The sequence below is a fragment of the Dietzia sp. Cai40 genome, from assembly GCF_014145165.1.
Classification (GTDB): Bacteria; Actinomycetota; Actinomycetes; order Mycobacteriales; family Mycobacteriaceae; genus Dietzia; species Dietzia natronolimnaea.
On the sequence record NZ_JAALEB010000470.1, the window covers coordinates 20,436 to 36,929 of the forward strand.

The window sequence follows — 16,494 nt, forward strand, 5'->3', positions numbered from 1 at the left end:
GTGAACTACACCGATGGTGTTCACGTGTTCAAGGATCCGGACTCGACAGAGTCCGGCACCGTGTCCCCGCGACAGCGGCGGCACCCCACAGCTTGAGGGAGCAATCGTGGCCGACCACACCCGGGATCCGGAGTCGTCCTCCACCGGTACGCACACGGAGGGTCTCTTCGGAGGCGACGTCGAGGCCACCCAGGCCACGTTCGACGAGGTGCAACCGGGACTGTTCCCCGACGACGGCATCCCGGACGGCACGAGTGGATACCGCGTGCCGATCGCCTGCCAGATCGCCGGCATCACCTACCGGCAACTCGACTACTGGGCCCGGACCGATCTGGTGGTGCCGTCGATCCGCAACGCCGCCGGGTCCGGCAGCCAGCGCCTGTACTCGTTCAAGGACATCCTCGTCCTCAAGATCGTCAAGCAACTGCTGGACACCGGGATCTCGCTGCAGAACATCCGGAAGGCCGTGGACCAGATCCGCTCCCGGGGAGTGAAGGACCTGGCCACCATCACCCTCTTCTCCGACGGTCGCACGGTGTTCGAGTGCACCTCGAAGGAGGAGGTCTTCGACCTCCTCCAGGGCGGACAGGGAGTCTTCGGTATCGGGATCGGTGGTGCGATGCGGGAGCTCGCCGGGTCGATCTCCGAGTTCCCCGCCGAGACCGTCTCCGCCGAGGACGTCATCGAGCCCCTCGAGGACGAGTTGGCGGCCCGTCGCCGCGCCCGCGCCTCGCGGCGTACGGGCTGATCGGAGGAGTCGTCTAGACTCGGCGGTGCGTTCACGCGACTCACGGGAGAGTCCCGCGGTATCCACCGCGGGCGCCGAAGGAGCAACTCCTCTCCGAGAATCTCTCAGGCACCCGGACCGTGTAGTCGTCGAACGCCTCTGGAGAGCGGTGGAACAGACCACCCGCCCACGGGGAAAGCGCGGCCCACAGGTGGGCCCCGTGAATCTCTCAGGCGCCGGCGTCAGCCGGTTGGGGACAGAGCGGAGAGGGTAGCACCGGCCCGCAGGCCGCCCGTCCGGGCGGCCCCGCCCTTCGAGGAGCACCTGTGACGACGACCCCGCACACCGCCCGGACCGGAGGCGAGTTCGTCGCCCGCCATCTGGGACCCGACGCCGACGGCCTGGCCCACATCCTGCGGACCATCGGCGTGGACTCGCTCGACGAGCTCGCCGAGCGCGCGTTCCCGTCGGTCATCCTCGACGAGGTGGGTCCCGACGGCCGGGCAGCGGGCATCGACGCGCTGCCCGAGCCCCTGTCCGAGTCCGACACGCTCGCCGCGCTGCGCGTGCTCGCCGACCGGAACGAGGTCGCGGTCTCCATGATCGGGCAGGGGTACTACGACACGCTCACCCCGGCCGTGATCCGCCGCAACGTCGTCGAGAGCCCCGCCTGGTACACGGGGTACACCCCCTACCAGCCGGAGATCAGCCAGGGCCGACTCGAGGCTCTTCTCAACTTCCAGACCATGGTCGCCGACCTCACCGGCATGGACATGGCGGGCGCCTCGATGCTGGACGAGGGGACCGCGGCCGCCGAGGCCATGACGATGCTCCGCAGGGCCAACCGGTCCTCGAAGAGCCCCCGCTTCGCGGTCGACACTGACGTCTTCGGACAGACCGCCGCCATCCTCGCCACCCGCGCCGAGCCGCTGGGTATCGAGATCGTCACCGCGAACCTGATCGACGACGGGTTGCCGGAGGGCGACTTCTTCGGAGCACTCGTGCAGACGCCGGGTGCCTCGGGCCGCGTCGCCGACGTCGCCGGGCTGATCGACCAGTGCCACGACCGGGGAGTCCTCGTGGCGGCGGGCGTCGACCTGCTCGCCGCGACCGTCCTCACCCCGGCCGGGGACAAGGGTGCGGACGCCTGCTTCGGCTCGTCCCAGCGCTTCGGTGTCCCGATGGGCTTCGGTGGCCCCCACGCCGGCTTCCTCTCCTGTCGCACCGCCCACGCCCGCAACCTCCCGGGCCGCCTCGTGGGCGTGTCGACGGACGCCGACGGTCGGCCGGCCTACCGGCTGGCGCTGCAGACCCGCGAGCAGCACATCCGCCGCGACAAGGCCACGTCCAACATCTGCACCGCTCAGGTCCTGCTCGCGGTGGTCGCCGCGATGTACGCCTCGTACCACGGAGCGGAGGGCCTGGCGGCGATCGCCCGGCGCGTGCATTCCCATGCCGCGGTCCTGGCCGACGGCCTCGTCGCCGCGGGTGTCCAGGTCGTCCACGCCGACTTCTTCGACACCGTCTTGGCCAGGGTGCCCGGCCGTGCCTCCGAGGTGCTCGCCGCCGCCGCCGAGCGGGGGGTGAACCTGTGGAGGGTCGACGACGACCACGTGTCCGTCTCCTGCGACGAGGCCACCACCGGGGACCACCTCGCGCTCGTCCTCGAGGCGTTCGGCGGTGACGTCGCCGACATCGCGGACGCCGGACAGCTGGAGATCCTCGTCGATCCCGCCTACGGCGACCGGACCTCGCGCTTCCTCCAGCACGAGGCGTTCGTCAGGTACCGGACCGAGACCGCGATGCTGCGGTACCTGCGCGCCCTCGCGGACAAGGACCTGGCGCTGGACCGCACCATGATCCCGCTGGGTTCCTGCACCATGAAGCTCAACGCCACCACGGAGATGGAGCCCATCACGTGGCCCGAGTTCGCGGGCCTCCACCCCTTCGCACCGGTCGAGCAGACCCGAGGGATCCGCCGGCTCGTGGCCGACGTGGAGCAGTGGCTCGTCGACATCACCGGCTACGCCGCGGTGAGTCTGCAGCCCAACGCGGGCAGCCAGGGGGAGTACGCGGGCCTGCTGGCGATCCGGCAGTACCACCGCTCCCGCGGCGACGAGGATCGCAGGGTGTGCCTCATCCCGTCCTCGGCTCACGGGACCAACGCCGCGTCCGCGGTGATGGCGGGGATGAAGGTCGTCGTCGTCGGATGTCGACCCAACGGGGACGTCGACGTCGACGATCTCCGCGAGAAGGTCGGCCGGCACGCGGCCGAGCTGTCGGCGATCATGATCACCTACCCCTCGACCCACGGGGTGTACGAGCACGACATCGAGGAGATCTGCGCGATCGTCCACGACGCCGGGGGACAGGTCTACATCGACGGGGCCAACCTCAACGCGCTCGTGGGTGTCGCCCGTCCGGGGCGGTTCGGTGGCGACGTGAGCCACCTCAACCTGCACAAGACCTTCTGCATCCCGCACGGTGGTGGCGGTCCCGGGGTCGGCCCGGTCGCGGTGGCCGAGCACCTGCGCGAGTTCCTGCCCGGCCACCCCTACGAGGAGGGTCTCGGTTCGGGCGCGGTGGTCTCGGCCGCCGCCTTCGGATCCGCCTCGATCCTCCCCATCACGTGGGCCTACGTCCGCATGATGGGCGCGGACGGGCTGCGTCGTGCCACCCTCACCGCGATCGCGAGTGCCAACTACCTGGCCCGGCGGATCGGCCCGGACTTCCCGGTGCTGTACTCCGGGGACGGCGGGTGGGTGGCGCACGAGTGCATCCTCGACCTCCGGCCGCTCATCGACTCGGTCGGCATCTCGATCGACGACGTGGCCAAGAGGCTGGCGGATTACGGTTTCCACGCGCCCACGATGAGCTTCCCGGTGCCCAACACGCTCATGGTGGAGCCCACCGAGAGTGAGGACCTGGCCGAGCTGGATGCCTTCTGTGACGCGATGGCCGCGATCCGCGCCGAGATCGACCGGGTCGCCTCGGGAGAGTGGACCGTGGAGGACAATCCGCTGCGCGGGGCTCCCCACACCGCCGAGAGCGTCTCCGCCGACGAGTGGGAGCACGCCTACCCGCGCAGCCTGGCGGGCTACCCGCTGGGATCGGAGTGGCGCCCCAAGGTCTGGCCCGCGGTGCGGCGGATCGACGGCGCGTACGGCGACCGCAATCTGGTGTGTTCCTGCCCTCCGCTGGACGCGTTCGCCGAGGACTGAGGCGCAGGGGGCCGGCGTTGTCGTACCCGCGTGACACCGTGCGGGCATGACGACGACCGGTTCCCGTCCCGTTCCAGATCTCCCCTCTTCGTGCTTGACGTGGTGTCGCGCCCAGCCTCCGGCACTGCTGGTGGCGGACGAATACGTGGAGGTCGACCTCGACCTGTGGAACCTCAGGCTGGCGGAGCGAGGGGTCGACCTCCGGCTGGTCGCCGGTGGGCCCGACGGCGGCCGGGTCGAGTCCGGGTCCGGATACCTCCGCAGGAGTGACCTCTGGGCAGCGGGCCGCAGGGCTCGGGGCAGCCTGGAGGAGTCCGTGGTCGCGCTCTACATGTGTGCGGCCTGGCTCGCCGGGCACCCGCAGCGATCGGGCGTCCGCAGGGGTCTGCCGGACTTCCGTGTACCGGAGCGCGACCGCTCCGCGTGGCGCTCGGTGTCACCTCACGGATATCCCCTGGTCCTGCACGAGGTGGCGGACTGGTTGGACGCCCCGGCGGAGGCCATGAACCTGCTCCGCAACGGCGCGCCGTACGGCAGGGCTGGCAGGGGGGTGCCCGATCTCGGGTTCCCGCTCGCCTCGCTCTATCTGTCGTCCCTGGGAATGGCGTGGTCGGACCAGACCATCGTTCCCGTCGATTCGGCCGGGATCGCCACGCTGGTCCACGCGGGATGGACCGAGATCGACTCGCTCGGTCGCATGACGCCACGCCGGTATCAGCGGTATCTGGACGTGATCTCCGCGTGGGCGGACGAGGCCGCTGTCGACCCGCTCGTGGTCGAGATGTGGGTGGTGCGCGACTGGCATGACCGGCGCTCGATGGTCGCGCAGTCGGGGTCGTCCGCGGAGAGTCCGCGCGGCGGCCGCCCGCGGTGAACCAGCGGAGAAGATAGTGTCCGCTCCATGGAACCGCAGAGCATGACCGTCGACATCCCGGCCGGCACCCTCGACGTACTGGACTGGCGTACCACCGGGCCCGAGCGCGGGACCGTGTTGGCGTTGCACGGCTTCCCGGAATCCCCGTGGGAGTGGGAGGCGGTCGCCGGGGTGCTGACGCAGCAGGGACTCAGGGTCGTCGCTCCGGCCCAGCGGGGGTACTCGGCCGGTGCACGCCCGGACGACGTCGGGGCCTATGCGATCGAGCACCTGAGCGCGGACGCCCTGGCGATCGTCGACCATTTCGGTCTGGAGACGGTGCACGTGCTCGGCCACGACTGGGGGGCATCGGTCGCATGGTGGCTCGCCGCCCACCACCCCGGGCGGGTGTCGAGCCTGACGGTGGTGTCCGTCCCCCACCTGTCGGCCTTCGCGTGGGCTCTGCAGTCCGACCCGGACCAGCAGGCCCGATCGGCCTACTTCGCCCTCTTCCGCCAGGAGGGGAAAGCCGAGGACGTCCTGCTCGAGGACGGAGCCCGACGTCTGCGGGCGATGTTCGACGAGCACGTGTCTGACGAGCTCATCGCCAAGCACCTCGAGGTGGTCGGCACGCGGGCGGGGCTGACGGGAGCGCTCAACTGGTACCGCGCGATGCGGCGGTACGACCTGCCCGACGTGTCGGTCCCCACGACCTATCTGTGGGGGGAGGACGACCCAGCGATCGGGCGCTCCGGTGCCGAGGCCACCGCCTCCCGGATGGCGGGGGAGTACCGCTTCGTCCCGCTGGCGGGCATGGGGCACTGGCTCCCCGAACAAGCCCCCGAGGTGGTGGCCGCGGAGGTCCTGGACAGGATCGGCTGACGCCGGAGACCCGGGTGGGTCGGGCACGGTCCCGGTGTCAGGACTGGCGCAGTTCCCGCTTGAGGAGCTTGCCCGACTGGTTCCGGGGCAGTTCGTCCACGAAGACGACCCGCTTCGGCACCTTGAACGGCGCGAGATGGGCGCGGGTGCCGTCGATGATCTCGGATTCGGTGGCGTGGACGTCGTCCCTGAGGACCACGATCGCGGTGACGGCCTCGATCCACTTGTCGTCCGGTGTGCCGATCACGGCCACCTCCGCCACGCGCTCATCCTGGTAGACCGCGTCCTCGACCTCCCGGGACGCCACGAGGACACCACCGGTGTTGATGACGTCCTTGATGCGGTCGACGACCTCGATGAACCCCTCCGGGTCGCGCACCACCAGGTCGCCGGAGTGGAACCACCCGTCGCGGAACGCCTCGGCGGTGGCGTCCGGCTTGTTCCAGTAACCCGTGCACAACTGCGGAGACCGGTAGACCACCTCGCCCCGCTCGCCGTCCGCGACCTCTGCGCCCGTCTCGTCGACGACGCGGGCGTCCACGAAGAACACCGGTCGGCCGGCGCTCGCCGGGCGGGCGTCATGCTCCTCCGGGCGCAGGACGGTGGCCAGTGGGCCGATCTCCGACTGTCCGAAGCAGTTGTAGAACCCGAGGTCGGGATACGTGCCGCGCAGGCGCTGGAGCACCGTCACCGGCATGATCGAGGCGCCGTACTGGGCCTTGCGCAGACTCGACAGGTCCCGGGACTCCAGGTCCGGATGTGAGGCCAACGGCACCCACACCGTCGGCGCGAGGAAGAGCGAGCCGATCCTGTCGACCTCGACCCGGCGGAGGATCTCGGTGATGTCCGGGGCGGCCATGAGGTGCACCGTCGCCCCCAGGGAGAGGTAGGGGAGCGCGAACACGTGCATCGCGGCCGAGTGGTAGAGCGGCATGGTCACCAGCGGCTCGTCGTCCGCGGTCAGGTCCAGGGCGAGAATGCAGCTCACGTACTCGTGGACGAGCGCGGAATGGGTCATCATCGCGCCCTTGGGGCGTGAGGTCGTCCCCGAGGTGTAGAGGAGTTGGGCCAGATCGTCGCCGGTGGAGGGGGACTGCACCGGGGTACACGGGGAGTCGTCCGTCGCCGAACCCAGAACGGTGCCGTCCGCGGTCTCCCCCTCACGGGGCAGCAGCGGCAGGGAGCGCAGCCCCGGCATGGTCTCGAGTACGTCCGACAACGTGGCGGCCTGTGCCGGGTCCACCAGGACCAGGGACGCCCCCGAGTCGGTCAACAGGTACTCGAGTTCGCCGCCGGTCAGGGCGTAGTTGACGGGCACGTGTGTGAACCCGGCGCGGGAGGTGGCGAGGAAGCCGATGAGATAGGCATCGGAGTTGACCCCGTAGCCGGCAACCCGGGCGCCGTTCTCGAGGCCCTGGCCGGCGAGGGTCGTGGCCACCCGGTCGACCGCGGAGTCCAGCGCCGCGTAGGTCCACCGGCGTTCGGCGAAGGTGAGTGCCACGCGGTCGGGGAACCGGGCCGCCGCCCGGCGCAGGACGGCGTCGACCGTCGCGGAACTCACGGCGGGACCGGGGAATCGAGGGGGTGTGGTCATCGTCTCAGCCTAGAGGTCAGCCGGCGAGGTCATGGTTCGGCGGCGACGATCTCCAACACCTCCGGGGGGACCGCCCCGTTGCTGTCCCGCGGGGTCCAGTGCTCGCTCGGGACCCACTGGGATCCGCACCCTCGGCACGCGAACATGGGCTCACCGCGGCGCTCCACGGGGGTCCTCGTCCACTCGCACAGGTCGCGGCACGAGCGGACCCGTAGGGGGACGCCGTCGGGATCGGGCTGTCGCCGGGGCCGGAAGGGCAGTGCACGGAAGCTGGACATCTCTGGGCTTGAGGATAACCGGTCGTCGTGTGGGTAGCCTGATCGCGGATGCGGGTGGACGGAGGAGGGCGACGTGAACGCATGTCCCTGCGAGAGCAGGCGCCCGTTCGATCGCTGCTGCGGACCGCTCGTCGAGGATGGTGTCCCGGCCGAGACCGCGGAGCAACTGATGAGATCGCGGTACACGGCCTTCGTTCTGGGTCGGGAGGACCACCTCTGGCGCACCTGGAGCCCGCGGACGCGGCCGGCCCGGGTGGAGGCAGGTGACGTCGAGTGGACCGGCCTCGCGATCCTCGACGTGGTTGCCGGTGGCCCCGCCGACCGGACCGGGACCGTCGAGTTCGAGGCCCGGTATGTCGGGCCCGAGGGCCCCGGTGTCATGCGCGAGCGATCGGCGTTCGAGCGCAGAGGTGGTCGATGGACGTATCTCGAGGGCACGGGATCGTCCTGAGTCCTAGGTGGCGGTCGGGTCTTCCGGCTGGCGGGTCACGGTGACCGAACCGATCGTCCTCGGGGCGGTCACGTCGATGCGCCCGATACGGTTCCCTCGGGGCATCGTCCAGGCGACCATCCCCCGGATCTCCTCGCCGGGAAAGCTCAGAACCGAGGGCACGAGTGGGTCCTCGACCGTCCCCGCGGGGTTCTCGATCCGCTCGAACGGTCGCCCCGACGGGTCGAAGGCCGAGAAGTCCTCCGGGCCCAGTTCCGGCTGACCGGATGCCTGCACCGCGCGGACGTCAACCACCACGACCGCGTCCGAGTACGTGGTCGAGGGCACGATGCGGAGGTCGGACAGGGTCACGGTGGCGTCCCACGATTCTCCGGCCACGGGGAACGGCCTGTCGAACTGCTGCGACGAGGGCAGGGGTCCGGACTGCTGGGCGGTCGGGACGGGGACGCCCGCGGAGTCGTCATCGCCGAACAGGGAGGCCGGTGAACAACCCGACGTGGAGACGGCCGCGGTCACGATCACTGCAGCGAGGACGGCGCGACGCATGTAGGCGCTCCTGGGGCGAGTTCTCACACCGGGCCCGTCCCGGCACGGTCTCAGATCCTACTGCTCACCGGGACGGTGGTCATCGGAGGCGCGCAGGTCACGCCATCGTCTGCCCGCGACCCGGTGCGCGAGGTCCGAGTAGACGTCGTCGAGTTCGGCGGAGATCTCGGCCAACTGGATCTTGAAGTTGACCGGGACGAACACCCGGTCGACGAACTCCGCCTCGGCGGAGATCGTCTGGCCGTCGAACACGTACCTGCACCACAGCGAGTCCCGGTTGAGGATCGCGACCTCGGTCTCCGCGGCCGCGGGATCCTCCACGGAGGACACGAGTGGGCTCCGGAACACGACGAGGGGGAGCGAGCGGTGCGCACGGACGAACAGCAGCACACACCCGGCGGGAACGGTGAACACGTCATGCTCGTCGGGTGTGACCCGACGCTCGTAGACCTCCGACAGAGCCGACTGTAGTGCTCTGGTCGCCTCGTCCGGGGTCGCGATGGGCTGCGACCGGAAGTCGGCGTCCGCCGACACGGGTTCACCCGAACCGGCCCCGGTCGCGTCCTCCGGATCGGACACGTCATGGAGGAATACCGGGTGGGGGATCCCGAAGACGCGCTCCATCGTGCCGGCGACCAGGTGCGCCACCTCGGGTGCACGGTTTACCGGGAACGTGAGGTCCGCCCCCGGAGCACCCTGGTCGGTCGGGCGCCGGAGCGCCCAACCGAGGGCCATGAGTTGGTCGAGCCGGACGGGCCCCAGCGGCTCCGGCGAATCCTCGGACCCGCCGCCGGAGACCTCCGCGTGGACGCTGCCGCCGCCGGTGGCGGTGAAACGCACGTACGGGGTGCGGGTGGACGGCGACCCGAGGACGGGAACGGCCAGGTCGAACGTGGCTCCCGGGACGAGGTCACGCAGTAGTCCGGCCAGGCGGGTCGCGAAGCGGTTCCACCCGGCAGCGATCGACGCGTCCACGTCGAACTCGAAATCCCGCATGAGTGGCAGTCAACCACCGCACAGCCGAGCACGTCGGTACTTCGGGATGTCCGGTGGGAGTGATCAGCTCCCCGCCTCCGGCCGGCCCGCCTGGTAGTCGGACCAGTACTCGTCCGAACCGTCGAAGCGCACGCGCACCCCGCCACGGTGCTCGACGACCTCCGGCTGGACGGGAACGATCCTGCGCTCGGAGTCCAGTGCTGCCGCGACGTCGGGGAACCCGGCGAGGACGCGGAGTTGGGTCCACGTCGGGGGGAGGAGCATGGACCGGCCGGCACGGAAGTCCTCGAGGAGGTCGACGGGGCGGGCCCACATGGTCAGGTCGACCTCGGTCGTGAGGTCATCCGGTTCCTGTCCCTCCGGTAGCGCGGCGAGGAAGAACCTCGTGTCGTACCTCCGCGATTCCACCGAGGGCGTGATCCAGTGGTCGTAGGGGCGGAGTCTGCCCGCCGCGAGTGAGAGATCCTCGTCGGCGAGGAACGCGCTGAAGGTCAGCCGGTGGCTCTCGAGCTCCTCGCGGCTCGAGTGGTACCGGCCGGCGTCCGCGACCGGGGAGCCGTCGAGGTGGTCGGCGAGGAGGACGCCACATTCCTCGAAGGTCTCCCGCGCCGCCGCGCACACCAACCGGCGCGCTCGAGGCACGTCGCAGTCGAACCGCTCGGCCCACCACGCGGGCGCGGGGCCGGACCAGGCGACATCCGGATCGTCGTCCGAGGCGTCCACGCCCCCGCCCGGGAACACCGTCATGCCGCCGGCGAACGCCATCCCGCGGACGCGGCGTGCGACGAACACCTCGGGTCCGCGATCGGAGTCCCGCATCACCATCACGGTGGACGCGTCCTTGATCGGGCGGGCGGTGGGGTCGTTGCCTTCGGTCATGCGGACAAGTCTCACCCGGCGCGGTGGAGGACGGTTCGTCGGGGTGGCCGGACGGCGCCGTCAGTACGTGCTGTCGGAGGACACCCGACGTGCCAGCACTCCGTGCAGGACACGATCGACGTGCTCGCGGAGGTCGGCTCGGTGGTCGCGACCGGGCGACCGGTCGATCCCCGAACGGACGATGCTCATGTACAGGACGTCGAAGACGGTCTGGGCGGGACCGTCGAGGTCCTCCGCCTCCGGTGCCCGCGGGGAGTGCCGGGCGAGCACGAGTCCGATGATGCCCCGGAGTTCCCCGAGGATGCGCTGCGCCTCCGCCCGGTGCGGGCCGGGTTCCCCGAAGACCGTCTCGCGGTGGTAGGCGACGATGTTCTCCGGCTGGTTCTCGAGGGCGGAGAACAGGGGGTCGCACAGTGTGACCAGATCCTCGACGGGGTCCCCGGTATCCGGGACGGTCTCGACCATGGCGCGGAACTCCTCGTTGGCCACCATGCACAGGAGCTCGCCCTTCGACTGGGCGTACCTGAACAGTGTCCCGGTGCCGACCTCCGCCTGATCGGCCACCTCCTGGGTGGTGACCGACGAGTACCCGTTGCGGAAGAACAGGTCGCGGGCGGCGGCCAGTATCCGGCGTTGCTTGTCCGCCTTGTTCAGCTCCCGGCGTCCCGGCTCACGGGCTAGGGTCACGAGAACCACTCGGTGGGCTTGCCCGCCACCAGGAGGAGCGAGAAGACCACGGCCACCACGATGAGGGTCACCACCAGCGCGACGACCGGGGACCGGAGCGCGAAGGCCAGCGTGCGCTCGGCGAGGGTGCGCGACTGTTCGCCTCCGGGCCCGAGCCGCCAGTGTCCCTCAAGCAGCCCGCGGCGCTCGACGGACCTCTCGAACGGCACGGTGGCGTAGGGGATGACCGCGGACGCCAGGCCCATCAGGCCGGTCCCCGCCGACCAGCGCTTGTCCGTCCAGACCGCGATCGTCGCCACGGTGTAGCACAGGAACACGAAACCGTGGATGCTGCCACCGACCGTGGTGGCCCAGTCGAGACCGAACCCGTACTTGCCGACCATGCCCAGGATCAGCAGCGTCCACGTGATCACCTCCGCGAGCGCGAGCCTCTTGTACAGGATGCGGGGGGTCACAGATGTCCTCCAGGGGTCGGATCGGTGTTCGTCGGTCATCGTACGGACACCGGAACCGCGGCCCGGTTCAGCCTCCCCGCTGCGTCACCCCGCGAGGGTCAGCGACGCGAACCGGACCTCGCCCGCCTCGTCGCTGGCGCCGAGGTCCACGACACCCTCGACGGCCCAGCCGTGGTCGTTCTCCGGATCGTCGAGCACCTGCCGGACCCTCCAGGTCCCCGGCTCCACCCCGTCGCCCGATTCGGTGACGGAGAAGAGGGCGGGTCCGCGCGCCGCGGGCCCGGTTCCGATCGCGTCGTACTCGTCCCAGTACGCATCGATCTCGGTGTCCCAGTCGGGATGGAGCGGGACGTCGGCGTCGAGTTGCACCAAGGTGTCGATGTCGTCTCGCGACAGGAGCTCCACGCGGCGGAACATCGCGTTGCGGACCATCACCCGGAACGCCCGCGAGTTGGCGGTGACGGGCCGGGTGGTGCCGCTCGACTGACCGAAGGCGAGCTCGGCCACCTGGTCCGGGGAGACCTCGGGGTCGGTGAGCAGTTCCCACTCGTCCAGCAGGCTCGAGTCGACCTGGCGGACGAGTTCCCCGAGCCATTCGACCAGGTCGTCGAACTCGTCGGTCCGCAGGTCGGCCGGAACGGTCTGCCGCAGCGCACGGTAGGCGTCGGTGAGGTAGCGCAGGACGGAACCCTCCGACCGGCTGAGTCCGTACGCGGAGACCAGATCGGAGAAGGTCATCCCCCGCTCGACCATCTCGCGGACGACCGACTTCGGGGAGGGCTCGACCCCCGCCACCCACGGGTGCCCGGCCCGGTAGGCGTCGTAGGCGTCCGCGATGAGGTCGCCGAGGGGTGTGGGCCACGAGATGTCCTCGACCAGCTCCATCCGTTCCGAGTACTCCACCCCCTCTGCCTTGAGCGCCCCGATCGCCTCGCCGCGGGCGGCCCGCTGCTGTGCGTAGAGGATCGGGCGCGGGTCGTCGAGAACGGACTCGATCACCGAGACCAGATCCAGGACCGGGGTGGGGGAGTCGGGGTCGAGGACCTCCATCGCGGCGATCGCGAACGGGGCGAGGGGCTGGTTGAGCGCGAAGTCCCGTTGGAGGTCCACCGTCAGACGGACGTGCCGTCCGTCGTCGTCCGGCTCCGCCATCCTCTCGACGATGCCGGCGGTCTCGAGCCCGCGGAAGAGTTCGATCGAGCGCAGCACGTGCTGCCGGATCCGGGCCCGGGTCTCGTGCGAGGACAGCAGGAGGTGCCGCATGTGGGCGTAGCAGCTCCCCGGACGCGAGATCACGTTGAGCAGCATCGCGTTGTTGACCTCGAAGCGGCTGGTGAGCTGCTCGGGCTGGGCGCCGACGAGTTTGTCGAACGTCGAGCGGGACCAGTTGACGAACCCCTCCGGCGGCTTCTTCTTGGCCGACTTGCCCTTCTTCTTGGGGTTGGCGGCCGACTTGGCCGCGGCCTTGGCGTTCTCGACCTCGTGCTCGGGAGCCAGCACCACCACCAGACCCTCGGTATCGAACCCCGCTCGGCCCGCACGGCCGGCGATCTGGTGGAACTCCCGGGCCTTGAGGACACGTTGCCGGCGTCCGTCGAACTTGGTGAGCCCCGTGAACAGAACGGTCCGGATGGGGACATTGATACCGACGCCGAGGGTGTCGGTCCCACAGATGACGGTGAGCAACCCGTCCTGGGCGAGCCGTTCCACGAGGCGGCGGTACTTCGGGAGCATGCCGGCGTGGTGGACCCCGATTCCGTGCATGAGCAGCTTGCGCAGGTTCCGGCCGAACGCGGTCGTGAACCGGAATCCGCCGATCTCCTCGGCGATGGCGGCCTTGCGCTCCTTGGTGGCCACCGCCACCGAGGTCAGCGCCTGGGCCTGTTCCAGGGCCGAGGCCTGGGTGAAGTGGACGATGTAGACGGGTGCCTTGTCATCCCGGAGCAGGAGTTCGACCGACTCGTGGATACTGCGCAGTGCGTAGTCGAACGTCAGGGGGACAGGTCGCTCGGTGCCCCCGACCAGCGCGCACTCCCGTCCGGTCCGGGTACGGAGATCCTCGATCAGCCAGTCCACGTCGCCGAGCGTCGCCGACATCAGCAGGAACTGCGTGTCGGGGAGTTCGATGAGCGGGACCTGCCAGGCCCAGCCCCGATCGGGCTCGGAGTAGTAGTGGAACTCGTCCATCACCACCTGACCGATGTCCGCGGCGGCGCCCTCCCGGAGGGCGATGTTGGCCACGATCTCGGCGGTGGCACAGATGATCGGTGCGTCGGCGTTGACCGCGGCGTCACCGGTGAGCATCCCGACGTTCTCGGCGCCGAACACCGCGCACAGAGCGAAGAACTTCTCGCTGACGAGCGCCTTGATCGGCGCGGTGTAGTAGCTCCGCACCCCGCGGGCCATGGCGGAGAAGTGCGCCCCCAGGGCGACCAGCGACTTGCCCGACCCCGTCGGCGTGGCCAGGACGACATGGCTACCCGCCGCCACCTCGAGGACCGCCTCCTCCTGCGCCGGATAGAGCGTCAGGCCCTGGTCGGCGGCCCACGCCACGAAGGCGTCGAATACCGCCTCCTCCAGGAGGTCGGAGGGGACGTCGTCGAGGTCGGCGAGGAGTTCGGGCAGTTGCACCCTACCGAGCCTAGTCGCCCGGCCGCGACCGTCCGTCCGTGCTAGCGGGCGCGGGGCTCGTCGTCGCCGGTCTGCTCCGCGAGGAACCGCTCGAACTCGGCACCGATCTCGTCGCCGGAGGGCAGCGGTGTGCCGCCGGGGTTGAGCGAGTCGGAGCCGTGGCGGGACTCCATGAACTCGTCGTACTGCTTCTCCATCAGCTCCACGGCGGTCCGGATCTCCGGGCTGTCGGCGATCTGGGCGGTCACCTGTGCGGTGAAGTCCCGGGCGGCGGTCTCGAGCTCACCGGACGGCAGCTCCAGCTGGGAGATCTGGGCGATGTTGCCGACGAGGTTGAGGACCGCCGCGGGGTAGGCGGTCTGGGACAGGTACTGGGGTACGTGGACGGTGAAGCCCGCGGACGGGATGCCGTGCTCGGCCATCCGGAGCTCCAGCAGCGCGCTCACGTTCCCCGGGACGGAGAACTCCCCGGGCCACGCGGTGAAGCCACGGATGAGGTCGACGTCGCTGGCGTGTGCACTCGACTGGGTCGGGCGGGTGTGCGGTACCCCGAGGGGGATGGCGCCGAGACCGACCGACATCCGGGCCCCGAACGACCCGGCGAGGTCGATCACGGATTCGGTGAACCCGTCCCACCTCAGGTCCGGCTCCAGGCCGGAGAGCAGCAGGAAGAAGGTCCCGCCTGCGTCCTTGACCGCGTGCATCTGGATGGTCGGCTCCGAGTATCCGGCGAAGTGGTCGAAGGAGTACCGCACCTGCGGTCGACGCGAGCGGTAGTCCACCAGCTCATCCGCGTCGAACTCCACGATCAACTGGGAGTCCAGGCTCTCCTTGAGGTGTTCCGTGACGCCCTGGATCGCCTGGCCGGCGTCGGAGAAACCCTCCAACGCATGCACGAGCACCGGACCCTGTCCGGATTCCGATCGCAGATCGGGGACGGGCTCGATCAGTCGGTACAGATCGCTGTGCCTGGCCATGTCGACTCCTCTCGTCGCAACACCCCGAGCCGTCCGGTCCGGTCCGAACTGATCGTCCCACCGGGACGGGGTTTCTCCTCTTTGCCAACGACGGCGGGCCGCAGTTGATTCCCCACCGTGCCGCGGGCTCCACAGCGGGTCGCCCCCCGCGGATTTCCTCCGGGACACCGCAGGTGGAGTGTCAGAAAGTTGATCCGGTGCACCGGCACCCGCGGGCCGCCCTCGGCCGGGGAGCGGCCGCGAGACGACGAGACAGGTGGACGACGATGACCGCGAACGGACGGATCGGTGACGACGGTGTGGACGACCCTCGGACGGTGGTGATCTCCTCTCCGGAGGAGCTCATCGCGTCCATCCCGTCGATGTTGGGGTTCCCGCCGGGGCCCGGATCGGTGGTGGTGATATGCGGGCGGACCGCGGACGGTCACGCCGGGCCGGTCGTCAGGATGGATGTCGACGGCCTGCTCGGAGGTCCCGGATCGCCACCCGGGGAAGGAGACGGACGGGACGGTGCGGACGGACGGGACGGTGAGGACGGGCGGGGCGGTGCGGACGGGTGGGGCGGTGCGGAGGACTGCCGCTCCGGGGAGGGTGAGCCGTCACCGGTCGTGGCCGACGACGGTCCGGCTCGTGGGCTGGCCCGGTTCTGCTCGAGGGAGGGGGTGACCGACGTCCACCTGGTGGTGGTTCACGAGGACTGTGCGGACGGGCACTCCGCCGGTCTCCGCGCGGAGGACGCCGCCGCGGCGTTCGAGTACTGGTTGGGGCTGGCCGGGACGCAGGTCGTCGGCGCCTACGGGGTGGGCGAGTTCGCACACGGCTCGCCGTGGGTCGATCTGTTCGGGATGGTCCGGGGAACGCAGGTCGACCCGGACTCGACGGAGATCGCCGCGGTCCACGCGTTCGACGGGCGGGTCCGGGCCGGTTCGCGGGCAGAGATCGAGCGGCTGTACCAGGTGCGGGACCACGGGGCGTGTGACGACGATCCGCACGGTCGGGGACCCGCACGGCTGGAGGGGGCCCTCGAGGTGGACCGCGCGGTGAGGGCGCACGAGGACGCGGAACGCCGCCTGGAGGACGGGGAGGAACTCGACGACGACGAGTTGGCCGGGATCGGACGCGTCCTGCTGGACATCGCCGTGCGGGACGAGGTCTACCGGCGCCTGGCCCACCGGGGTCTGTGCGATCGCGACGGCCGCCGCCTGCTCTGGTGGTCGCTCGCGCGCCGCCGGCCGGGCCGCGAACGCTCGGTGGCGTTGCTGTTGTTGGGAGCCGCGGCCTACTTCGCCGGCAGCGGGGTCCACGCGCGGTCCGCTC

At 70.3% G+C, this 16,494-nt stretch carries 15 protein-coding genes and 1 riboswitch; of the genes, 6 read left to right on the forward strand and 9 right to left on the reverse strand.

The annotated features are described in order from the left end of the window. The first annotated feature begins 106 nt into the window (after positions 1–106). From G6022_RS15860 to G6022_RS15875, 4 genes are all read left to right on the forward strand, one after another. On the forward strand, positions 107–748 hold the full coding sequence (locus G6022_RS15860; RefSeq protein ID WP_095718999.1) for a MerR family transcriptional regulator: 642 nt from the start codon (positions 107–109) through the stop codon (positions 746–748). 33 nt (positions 749–781) lie between these two features. After that, a riboswitch (glycine riboswitch) is annotated at positions 782–878 on the forward strand. Positions 879–1,053: 175 nt separating this feature from the next. After that, positions 1,054–3,948 carry an aminomethyl-transferring glycine dehydrogenase gene (gcvP, locus tag G6022_RS15865; protein WP_095719000.1) on the forward strand — a complete coding sequence of 965 codons (2,895 nt, stop codon included), beginning with the start codon at positions 1,054–1,056 and terminating at the stop codon, positions 3,946–3,948. Between the two features lie 130 nt (positions 3,949–4,078). Beyond that, complete coding sequence (locus G6022_RS15870; RefSeq protein ID WP_347237760.1) at positions 4,079–4,822, forward strand: hypothetical protein; 744 nt, start codon at positions 4,079–4,081, stop codon at positions 4,820–4,822. Between the two features lie 27 nt (positions 4,823–4,849). Beyond that, positions 4,850–5,683 (forward strand): alpha/beta hydrolase, encoded by an 834-nt coding sequence (locus G6022_RS15875; protein WP_182609310.1) that lies wholly within the window; start codon positions 4,850–4,852, stop codon positions 5,681–5,683. A gap of 37 nt (positions 5,684–5,720) precedes the next feature. Here G6022_RS15875 and G6022_RS15880 read toward each other — a convergent pair whose 3' ends face one another. Both G6022_RS15880 and G6022_RS15885 read right to left on the reverse strand, forming a co-directional pair. Further along, complete coding sequence (locus G6022_RS15880; protein WP_182609309.1) at positions 5,721–7,277, reverse strand: fatty acyl-CoA synthetase; 1,557 nt, start codon at positions 7,275–7,277, stop codon at positions 5,721–5,723. A 29-nt stretch (positions 7,278–7,306) separates the two neighbouring features. After that, on the reverse strand, positions 7,307–7,555 hold the full coding sequence (locus G6022_RS15885; RefSeq protein ID WP_179525196.1) for a hypothetical protein: 249 nt from the start codon (positions 7,553–7,555) through the stop codon (positions 7,307–7,309). A 73-nt stretch (positions 7,556–7,628) separates the two neighbouring features. On the opposite strand from G6022_RS15885, the gene G6022_RS15890 reads away from it, so the two are divergent. After that, positions 7,629–8,006 (forward strand): YchJ family metal-binding protein, encoded by a 378-nt coding sequence (locus tag G6022_RS15890; RefSeq protein WP_179525197.1) that lies wholly within the window; start codon positions 7,629–7,631, stop codon positions 8,004–8,006. 3 nt (positions 8,007–8,009) lie between these two features. Here the strand turns inward: G6022_RS15890 and G6022_RS15895 are convergent, their stop codons facing one another. The 7 genes from G6022_RS15895 to G6022_RS15925 form a co-directional block, all read right to left on the reverse strand. Further along, positions 8,010–8,552 (reverse strand): hypothetical protein, encoded by a 543-nt coding sequence (locus G6022_RS15895; RefSeq protein ID WP_095719006.1) that lies wholly within the window; start codon positions 8,550–8,552, stop codon positions 8,010–8,012. 57 nt (positions 8,553–8,609) lie between these two features. After that, complete coding sequence (locus tag G6022_RS15900) at positions 8,610–9,548, reverse strand: hypothetical protein (RefSeq protein WP_179525198.1); 939 nt, start codon at positions 9,546–9,548, stop codon at positions 8,610–8,612. Between the two features lie 63 nt (positions 9,549–9,611). Further along, positions 9,612–10,427, reverse strand: a complete 816-nt coding sequence (locus G6022_RS15905) for an NUDIX hydrolase (protein WP_182616409.1) — start codon at positions 10,425–10,427, stop codon at positions 9,612–9,614. Between the two features lie 60 nt (positions 10,428–10,487). After that, a complete protein-coding gene (locus G6022_RS15910) occupies positions 10,488–11,114 on the reverse strand; it encodes a TetR/AcrR family transcriptional regulator (protein ID WP_179525200.1) in 627 nt (208 codons plus the stop codon). Further along, complete coding sequence (locus G6022_RS15915) at positions 11,111–11,569, reverse strand: DUF3817 domain-containing protein (protein WP_179525201.1); 459 nt, start codon at positions 11,567–11,569, stop codon at positions 11,111–11,113. Before G6022_RS15915 ends, G6022_RS15910 begins: the two co-directional genes overlap by 4 nt. Before the next feature lie 84 nt (positions 11,570–11,653). Beyond that, entirely contained in the window at positions 11,654–14,200 is a 2,547-nt protein-coding gene (locus G6022_RS15920; RefSeq protein ID WP_182609307.1) for a DEAD/DEAH box helicase, read from the reverse strand. A 41-nt stretch (positions 14,201–14,241) separates the two neighbouring features. After that, positions 14,242–15,177 carry a PAC2 family protein gene (locus G6022_RS15925; RefSeq protein ID WP_179525203.1) on the reverse strand — a complete coding sequence of 312 codons (936 nt, stop codon included), beginning with the start codon at positions 15,175–15,177 and terminating at the stop codon, positions 14,242–14,244. Positions 15,178–15,443: 266 nt separating this feature from the next. On the opposite strand from G6022_RS15925, the gene G6022_RS15930 reads away from it, so the two are divergent. Further along, a partial coding sequence (locus G6022_RS15930; RefSeq protein ID WP_182691985.1) for a DUF4192 family protein occupies positions 15,444–16,494 on the forward strand: 1,051 nt, incomplete at its 3' end.

What these genes read in the sequence shown, in the direction of transcription:
- G6022_RS15880 (WP_182609309.1), bottom strand. Translation starts at nt 7,277, where the DNA reads ATGACCACACCCCCTCGATTCCCCGGTCCCGCCGTGAGTTCCGCGACG.
- G6022_RS15900 (WP_179525198.1), bottom strand. Translation starts at nt 9,548, where the DNA reads ATGCGGGATTTCGAGTTCGACGTGGACGCGTCGATCGCTGCCGGGTGG.
- G6022_RS15895 (WP_095719006.1), bottom strand. Translation starts at nt 8,552, where the DNA reads ATGCGTCGCGCCGTCCTCGCTGCAGTGATCGTGACCGCGGCCGTCTCC.
- G6022_RS15925 (WP_179525203.1), bottom strand. Translation starts at nt 15,177, where the DNA reads ATGGCCAGGCACAGCGATCTGTACCGACTGATCGAGCCCGTCCCCGAT.
- G6022_RS15885 (WP_179525196.1), bottom strand. Translation starts at nt 7,555, where the DNA reads ATGTCCAGCTTCCGTGCACTGCCCTTCCGGCCCCGGCGACAGCCCGAT.
- G6022_RS15905 (WP_182616409.1), bottom strand. Translation starts at nt 10,427, where the DNA reads ATGACCGAAGGCAACGACCCCACCGCCCGCCCGATCAAGGACGCGTCC.
- G6022_RS15875 (WP_182609310.1), top strand. Translation starts at nt 4,850, where the DNA reads ATGGAACCGCAGAGCATGACCGTCGACATCCCGGCCGGCACCCTCGAC.